Genomic DNA, 7,988 nt, shown 5'->3' with positions numbered 1-7,988 from the left:
TTATCGCAAGCGATCGGGACTACTTGCATTCCTGCCATGACTGCGCTGGCGGGGTTGGTGCCGTGGGCGGATTGAGGGATGAGGCAGACGTTGCGATCGACATCGCCGCGCTGTTGGTGATATTCACGGATGACGAGCAATCCTGCATATTCGCCTTGGGAACCCGCATTAGGCTGGAGGGAAATCGCGTCAAAGCCTGTAATTTCCGCCAACCAGCGTTCGAGGTCGTCAAATAATACTTGATACCCTTGGGCTTGTTCGACGGGTGCGAAGGGGTGAATTTGCCCGAATTCTGCCCAGGTTACGGGTACCATCTCCGAGGTGGCGTTGAGTTTCATTGTGCAGGAACCGAGCGGAATCATCCCGTGGGTGAGGGAGAGATCCTTGGATTGCAAGCGGGTGATGTAACGCAGTAGCTCGGTTTCAGAGTGATAATTTTTAAAAACTGGGTGAGTCAGGTACTCGGAGGTGCGGGCTAATGTCGAGGTTTGGATGCTGGATGTGGAGCTACTAGTTTCAATTTCGGAGAAGGTGAAATCGGGTGCTTTGTCACCAGCAAAAATCCGCCACAAGTCCATCACATCGGCAGGGGTGGTGGTTTCGTCGATCGAGATACCAATGCTATGCGGATCGATCGATCTCAAGTTAATTTGTTGAGATTTTGCTCGTTCTAGGATTGCCTGAGCCTTGCCAGTTACTTGGATCTGGAGGGTGTCAAAGTACGGGGCATTACCCAATGTGTAACCTAGTTTAGTTAAGCCAGTGGCGAGGGTGGTAGTCAGAGTGTGAATGCGGGAGGCGATCGATTTCAACCCGTCTGCACCATGATAAACCGCATACATCCCCGCCATAATTGCCAAGAGGACTTGGGCGGTACAAATATTACTCGTCGCTTTATCGCGGCGGATATGTTGTTCGCGGGTTTGGAGGGCTAACCGCAGTGCGGTTTTACCGCGTTTATCTTTGGATACGCCGACTAGTCGCCCAGGAATTTGGCGTTTGTAGGCATCTTTGGTGGCGAAATAGGCAGCATGGGGGCCACCATAGCCGAGGGGGATGCCGAATCGTTGAGTATTGCCGACGACGATATCTGCGCCGAATTCTCCAGGTGGTTTGAGCAAAGTGAGGCTGAGTAAATCGGCGGCAACGGTAACGATCGCGCCTGCTTGATGCGCTGCTTCGATTACATCTTGATAATCATAAACAGCTCCATCAGTTGCGGGATATTGCAATAGCATCCCAAATATTTCTTGGCTGAAATCTACATTGCGATGATCGCCAATAACTACCTCAATACCTAATGGAATGGCCCGAGTTTTAATCACATCGATCGTTTGCGGGTGGCAAGCTTCAGAAATCCAGAAGGTATTAAATTTCGTCTTCTGAATGCCATAGCTCATGCTCATCGCTTCGGCTGCGGCTGTACCTTCGTCGAGGAGCGAGGCGTTGGCGATCGCCATACCCGTCAGATCCATTACTACGGTCTGATAATTAAGTAAAGCTTCGAGTCTGCCTTGAGAAATCTCTGGTTGATAGGGCGTATATTGAGTGTACCAACCTGGATTTTCTAAGATATTGCGTTGAATGACGGTCGGGGTGATGCAATTTGCATAACCCATGCCAATATACGAGCGGAAAACTTGATTCTTCGAGGCAATTTGTTTGAGATTATTTAATACGGTATATTCACTTTTTACCGTGTCGATTTTCAATGGCTGCTTCATTTTAATCGCCGCTGGAACCGTGCGATCGATCAACTCTGTCAAACTAGCTACGCCCAATACCTTCAACATCCGATCGATATCATTCGATCGCGGCCCAATATGCCGCCCGATAAACTCCGCATCTGCTCCAAGATTGGCTGCGGTAGCACTAGCGATGTCAACTGCCTGAGTAAACCGAGGTGGAGATTGGGTCATAGAAGTCGAGGTAGTGAAGAATACTGTATCTAAATGTAAAGGATTTAGCTGAATTTTGGCACTAGCGATCTGGATATTTCTGGCAACTCGCTGGTAGAGCGTTTTGGCTGGGGCAAATACCGCTCTACCAGACGCATGGCGAACGCGCACAGCCCGATTGTCGAATTACTATTCGCCTTAAGCACCTTCGACTTTAGCGCGATATTCAGCAGCAGAGAAAGTGGCATTAAGTTCGCTCGGATCGGTGGCTTGGATTTCCAACAGCCAGCCGGTTGTATAAGGGTCGGTGCTAATAATTTCGGGAGCATCGATCGCGGCATCGTTGCGTTTGGTGACTGTACCGCTCATGGGTGCTTTGAGATCTTCGACGGCTTTGACAGATTCGATCGTCCCAAAGGCACTACCTTTGACAATTTCATCGCCGACTTCCGGTAAATCGACAAATACGATATCGCCCAATTGATCGACAGCAAAAGCACTGACGCCGACTTTGGCGATGTTCGCGGTCAATTCTACGTATTCATGGGAATCTGTGTAGCGCAGGTTTTCGGGATATTCTAAGCTCATCTTGCGTGCTCTCGATCGACTTTAAGCTCTAGCATAGCGATTTATGTACCACTCGAACAGATTGTGGGCTGGGGAGAAGGTTCGAGATGAAAAAGAAATAGCCTAGAATAGAGTTGTAGCAGTAACTTTCGATCTATAGCAATGCTACTTGAGTTCGGAGCTGACAACATCGATCTGTAAGGGCAGTGCTTCGTACCTGCCTAAAGCAAGTCTCCGTTTCTCCCAAAGCCTTGCGCTCGTTAGAGATATTCAAAAACAGGATGGTGGGTAGAGATCGATCGAGCCAAATGGATTGTTTTTTACTTGGGATTTGATTTGGAGATACATAATGTCTGAAGAACGGTTCGATCGGCTCGATAGCCAACTAGCACAGGTCATTGATTCTATTGCTACGATGCAGCAGAATATGACTGCCATGCAACAGAACATGACTGCCATGCAGCAGAATATGACTGTCATGCAACAGAATATGGCGACTAAGCAAGATTTAGCTGCTGTCGAACAAAAAGTCTCTGGCATCGAACAGAAAGTCTCTGCACTGGAAAATAATATCGATGCCGCACGCGAAGATATCAATGCAGTACGTCGTCGAGTTGAAAGTAATGAAGGAACGTTAATAGTCGCTATCCGCGAAGGTTTCCGCAGTCAAGAAGATGCGATAAACGATCTAAATTACGATCTATCAGTTAACGAGCGTAAAACTCGCCGTTTGACTCGTCGAGTTACTAGGTTAGAACGCCAGAATCTCGATGATTAGCGGCTCGATCGATAAATCGATCGAGCCGTCATTTATTGAAGGTTGCAAACTGTGCGGAAATTGACTTGCAGCGACAACTTTTAAACGATTTAGCGACAATTGTAACTAGATTTATCTCTGTTAATTACTCATCTACCGATTGTGGATCGATCGAGCTACGCCAAATCTCGTAGGTGAGCAAGCTTATCGCTGCTGGCATGTTAATATTCAGACACAATACGGATTGAACTACGCCAGATCTTGTAGTAGTGAAAGCCGATCGCTTTTTGGATGTTAATATTCAGAAATATCGGACATTTTGTTGAAGATGAAAAACTATTTGTTGCCAACTGCGATTTTTGGTTCGATTACCGTTGGTACGTTGCAATCGATCGCGTTAGTTAGTTATATCTCCCCAGCGATGGCATTATCGCCGATCGAAGTACAGCGGATTGCCAAGCAGACTACCGTGCGGATCGCGGGTTGCAATATCGGCTCTGGGGTGATCTTGCGCAAAAATGGCAATACTTATACTGTCTTGACAGTGGCTCATGCTGTCAAAAATACTGGTTGTGAAATCGTCACTCCCGACGATGCTAAATATCGCGTCACCCAAGTCAAAAATTTTCCGAATAAAATCGATCTGGCGGTAGTGACTTTTACCAGCAACAAAAACTATGCAGTCGCGAAAATCATCGACAATTCCGATCGGATCGAAGCGGCTGAGAATATCTACGTATCCGGCTTTCCATTATCTAGTGCCATCAACTCGGCGGTGTTTACCTTTGTCAAAGGGGATGTCATTGCCAATCCTACGACGCAACAACAGGGCAAAGGCTATTCGCTGATCTACAGTAATAATACGCTGCCAGGGCACAGTGGCGGCCCCGTCTGGAACGATCGCGGTGAAGTGATTGCCATTCACGGGCAAGGCGATATCCTCGGTACCAAGCTTACCGAAACCATCAATCGCGATGTCCGAGTCAAGACTGGCTATAATCTGGGGATTACCACCAATACTTTTGCCAAACTCGCTAGCACTGCTGGCATCGCTGGCTATACCCCAACGACAGTCGCCACCCGATCGAAACCAGTAGACGATCTGATTGCCAGTGCGATCGTCAAAGAGAGCAAGGGCGACTACAAAGGGATGCTCGCCGATATGGATCGAGCAATTTTCCTCGATTCTCAAAATGGGCGGCTGTATTACACCCGTGGGGTAGCTAAGTCGCTGCTCGGCAATCGCGATGCGATCGCGGACTATAACCAGGCAATTGCCTTCGCACCGAATGAATCTGCTGCCTATAATAATCGCGGTGTAACTAAATCCGATCTCGGGGATAAAAAAGGCGCGATAGTTGATTTCGATCGGGCGATTGCCCTCGATGCTAATGATGCCAAACCTTACTACAATCGGGGCAACGCCAAGGCGCAACTAAATTCGCCCAAAACCGCACTGGTAGACTTCGACAAGGCGATCGCCCTCGATCCCAATTTAGCTCCAGCATATCTGAGTCGCGGTACCACCAAATCGCTGCTGGGCGATACCAAAGGCGAATTGGCAGACTTCAATAAAGCGATCGCCCTCGATCCGAATTATACAGCCGCTCACTACAATCTCGGTTTGGCCAAATCTACCTCAGGCGACAAAAAAGGTGCGATCGAGAGCTTCAACCGCGCGATTGCCCTCAATCCCAAAGATGCCGAACCTTACAGCGATCGCGGCAATGCTAAATCCGAGCTGGGCGACAATAAAGGCGCGATCGAAGATTATAACCGCTCGATCGTACTCGATCCAAATAACGCCAAAGCCTATGCCAATCGCGGGTTGGTTAAATCTAAATTGGGCGACAAAAAAGGGGCGATCTTGGATTTGAAAAAAGCAGCCAATCGCTTCCAGCGACAACGGCAAACCGCTAGTTATCGCAGAACGATCGCCGAAATCCAAAGGATTGGCTCGTAATCGTAATGGATGACTCGATCTCAATTGCATTACAAAAACTCTCGCGCGGCGACTATCAAGGAATGTTGGCGGTGATGGATCGGGCGATCGCGATCGATCGCTACAATCCTCGCTCATATTCGCTGCGCGGTGTGGCTAAATCTGGTTTAGGCGATAAACAAGGTGCATTGGCAGATCACAACCGCTCGATCTCCCTCAATCTCCATGACTCCCGCTCGTACAACAATCGGGGCATTGTCAGAGCCGATCTCGGCGATAAGAAAGGGGCGATCGATGACTACAATCAGGCAATCTCGATCGATCCCAATCTCGCCGTCGCTTATATCAATCGCGGTAACGCCAAATCCGATCTTGGGGATAAACAAGGCGCGATCCAGGATTATACCCGAGCGATTGCGATGAATTCGAGCCTATCGGTAGCCTATATCAATCGTGGTAACGCCAAATCCGATCTTGGGGAAAAGCAAGGCGCGATCGATGACTATAGCTATGCGATCTCGATCGATCCTTACCACGCACCCACATACAACAATCGCGGCATTGCTAAGTCGGCATTAGGCGATCGTCAAGGGGAAATCAATGACTACGATCGCGCGATTTCCCTCGATCCTGACTATATTGATGCCTACAACAATCGGGGATTTGCCAGATATAAATTAGGCGACAAACAAGGCGCGCTCCAAGATTGCAACAATGCGATCGCGATGGATCCCGACTACGCACCACCTTATAATACTCGTGGTTTAGTCAAGTCGGCATTGGGCGACAAACAAGGCGCGCTGGCAGATCTGCGTCAAGCCGCCGGAATCTACCAGCAAGCAGGACAAGCCGCCGACTACCAAGCAGTGATGATTTCGATCGAACGAATGCGTTTTTGAGCGGGGAGTTGGGAGTTGGGAGCGGGGAGTTCGGAGTTGGGAGCGATGCGCGCTCCTCGGCTTTGCCGAGGGTTTAGGAGCGATCGAGACAGTTGGGAGTAATTTATTGCACCTTCGGTGCATTTTCTCCTCTATCCTTGATGCTTTAACCTTTACCATATTCGTCACCCCGCTCCCCGCCCCCCGCTCCCCGCTCCGAACTCCCATACGGTGGTACAGCAACTCCCAACTTAATTCAGATTTACTCACAATGCTGCCAGAAGATCGTAGAATGTCGATCGGCACGATCGGCAGATGAAATGAAGAAGAAAAACCTGGCAGTCCTATTCGGTGGTAGATCCGTAGAGCACGAAATCTCCGTCATCACAGCACTCCAACTGATGAACGTCATCGACGTCACCCAGTATGAGATTATCCCCGTCTACATCGCCCAAACCGGACGCTGGTATGTCGGAGACAATCTGCTCGCCAAAAGTTTCTATCGTCGCCTACCCAATTCCCTCACCGAAGCTCAAGAAGTGACATTGTTGCCGGTAGCTGGTAGTAAAGGACTCACCTACCTCAATTCGCGCTGGAGTGACATCCTCCCGATCGATATATACTTCCTCGCCTTCCACGGTACCTTCGGCGAAGATGGTTGCATTCAAGGGATGCTAGAGATGGCTGATGCCACCTATACCGGCTGTGGCGTGCTACCTGCCGCTCTAGGTATGAATAAATATCAGTGCAAAATGATGCTCAAAGCTGCTGGCATCCCCGTTCTACCGGCAGCATTAGTCGATCGCCGCGACGCGCAAAAGAGCCTGGAAGCCGTGCGCGAGCAAATTTTTGCCACGCCAGGATTGGAGCAACTACCCTTATTTGTCAAACCTTGCAATCTGGGTTCGAGTATCGGCATCGGCGTCGCCAAAGACGAGCGCACGTTAAATGCTTGCTTGGTAAACACCTTCAGATACGATAGTCACGCGATCGTCGAACCCTGTATCAAGAATATTGTCGAGGTCAATGTCTCCGTCTTAGATGATGACGAAATTACCGCATCCGTCATTGAAATGCCAGTCTCCCTCAGCGGCGTCCTCACCTTTGAAGAGAAGTATCTGCGCGACGACGGTGGCAAAAAGACCGGCGGTAACGAATCGCAAGGGATGGCCAGTTTATCCCGCATCATCGACCCCCAAGACCTCAATCCCGAACTCAAACAAGCCGCTCTAGACTACGCCAAACAAGCCTTCAAAGTCCTCGGCTGATGCGGGTTAAAGCTGCTGGTAAAGATTGAATCTTGGCATAAATATCGCCAATCCCGTTATTGGCATTCGCACCCAAACGGGCAAAGGTATCGGCATATTTAGCAAACACATCCTGATAATAAACGGTGACAGCGTGCCCGAAGATAATCGGATCGGAGATTTTCATCATCGTCGCCTTAACGTGGAGCGAGAGCAGGATATTATCTGCCTTGGCTGCTTGAATTTCTCGATCGAAAAAAGTCCGCAACGCCTCAACACTCATCACCGCCGCATCGATGACTTCCCCCGCTGTCACCGTCACCCCCTCCTTCAGCACTGTCACCGCACCATCTACTGCGACTAGCTCGATTTTGACATTCCCCGCCGCCTCAACAACTACCGACTGCTCGCTCCCATAAAAATCACCACTCTCCATGTGCGCCACATGAGTCTTAGAATCCTGCTGCCATTCACCAACTCTGTGAGGATTCTTTTGAGCGTATTTTTTCACCGCCGCTGCTACCCGCCTGTCCTGACCCTGTCGACGGGCGTCCACCGCGGCCTGACGGCGCCACGCCGGACGCGGGCGCGCTCGACGCCCGCACGAACGCCACCCGCGTCCCGTCGGGCGACAGCGTGAACCCCGACTCCGCCTGCGGCGGTAGGATGCCGGTGCCTTCCTTCACTTCGACCACCGGC

At 50.0% G+C, this 7,988-nt stretch carries 6 protein-coding genes and 1 pseudogene; 4 read left to right on the top strand and 3 right to left on the bottom strand.

Going from position 1 to position 7,988, the window contains the following annotated elements; all coding sequences use genetic code 11:
* The coding region (gcvP, locus tag RMO84_RS01655; RefSeq protein ID WP_310486716.1) for an aminomethyl-transferring glycine dehydrogenase at positions 1 to 1,919 on the bottom strand (1,919 nt) is incomplete at its 3' end.
* Positions 1,920 to 2,096: 177 nt separating this feature from the next.
* Positions 2,097 to 2,486: a glycine cleavage system protein GcvH gene (gene gcvH, locus RMO84_RS01650; protein ID WP_310486715.1), complete on the bottom strand. Its 390-nt coding sequence runs from the start codon at positions 2,484 to 2,486 to the stop codon at positions 2,097 to 2,099.
* Between the two features lie 328 nt (positions 2,487 to 2,814).
* Here gcvH and RMO84_RS01645 point away from each other — a divergent pair, with 328 nt between their 5' ends.
* The 4 genes from RMO84_RS01645 (at position 2,815) to RMO84_RS01630 (ending at position 7,310) form a co-directional block, all read left to right on the top strand.
* The gene (locus RMO84_RS01645; RefSeq protein ID WP_310486713.1) at positions 2,815 to 3,243 is read left to right on the top strand and encodes a hypothetical protein; all 429 of its coding nucleotides are present in this window, start codon (positions 2,815 to 2,817) and stop codon (positions 3,241 to 3,243) included.
* A 307-nt stretch (positions 3,244 to 3,550) separates the two neighbouring features.
* Positions 3,551 to 5,185: a tetratricopeptide repeat-containing serine protease family protein gene (locus tag RMO84_RS01640; RefSeq protein WP_310486712.1), complete on the top strand. Its 1,635-nt coding sequence runs from the start codon at positions 3,551 to 3,553 to the stop codon at positions 5,183 to 5,185.
* 5 nt (positions 5,186 to 5,190) lie between these two features.
* Positions 5,191 to 6,063 (top strand): tetratricopeptide repeat protein, encoded by an 873-nt coding sequence (locus RMO84_RS01635; RefSeq protein WP_310486711.1) that lies wholly within the window; start codon positions 5,191 to 5,193, stop codon positions 6,061 to 6,063.
* 299 nt (positions 6,064 to 6,362) lie between these two features.
* Positions 6,363 to 7,310: a hypothetical protein gene (locus RMO84_RS01630; RefSeq protein ID WP_310486710.1), complete on the top strand. Its 948-nt coding sequence runs from the start codon at positions 6,363 to 6,365 to the stop codon at positions 7,308 to 7,310.
* A 16-nt stretch (positions 7,311 to 7,326) separates the two neighbouring features.
* Here the strand turns inward: RMO84_RS01630 and RMO84_RS01625 are convergent.
* Positions 7,327 to 7,836: pseudogene (locus RMO84_RS01625) on the bottom strand (NADP-dependent isocitrate dehydrogenase); the annotation flags it as partial.
* Between the last annotated feature and the right edge of the window lie 152 nt (positions 7,837 to 7,988).

It is taken from the genome of Chamaesiphon sp. VAR_69_metabat_338 (assembly GCF_031423935.1).
In the GTDB taxonomy this organism is placed as follows: domain Bacteria; phylum Cyanobacteriota; class Cyanobacteriia; order Cyanobacteriales; family Chamaesiphonaceae; genus Chamaesiphon.
The sequence above is the reverse complement of the archived record's forward strand: the minus strand, read 5'-3'. Positions and strand labels throughout refer to the sequence as shown.

Coding starts and splice junctions, on each gene's coding strand:
- gcvH (WP_310486715.1), bottom strand. CDS start 2,486: ATGAGCTTAGAATATCCCGAAAACCTGCGCTACACAGATTCCCATGAA.
- RMO84_RS01645 (WP_310486713.1), top strand. CDS start 2,815: ATGTCTGAAGAACGGTTCGATCGGCTCGATAGCCAACTAGCACAGGTC.
- RMO84_RS01640 (WP_310486712.1), top strand. CDS start 3,551: ATGAAAAACTATTTGTTGCCAACTGCGATTTTTGGTTCGATTACCGTT.
- RMO84_RS01635 (WP_310486711.1), top strand. CDS start 5,191: ATGGATGACTCGATCTCAATTGCATTACAAAAACTCTCGCGCGGCGAC.
- RMO84_RS01630 (WP_310486710.1), top strand. CDS start 6,363: ATGAAGAAGAAAAACCTGGCAGTCCTATTCGGTGGTAGATCCGTAGAG.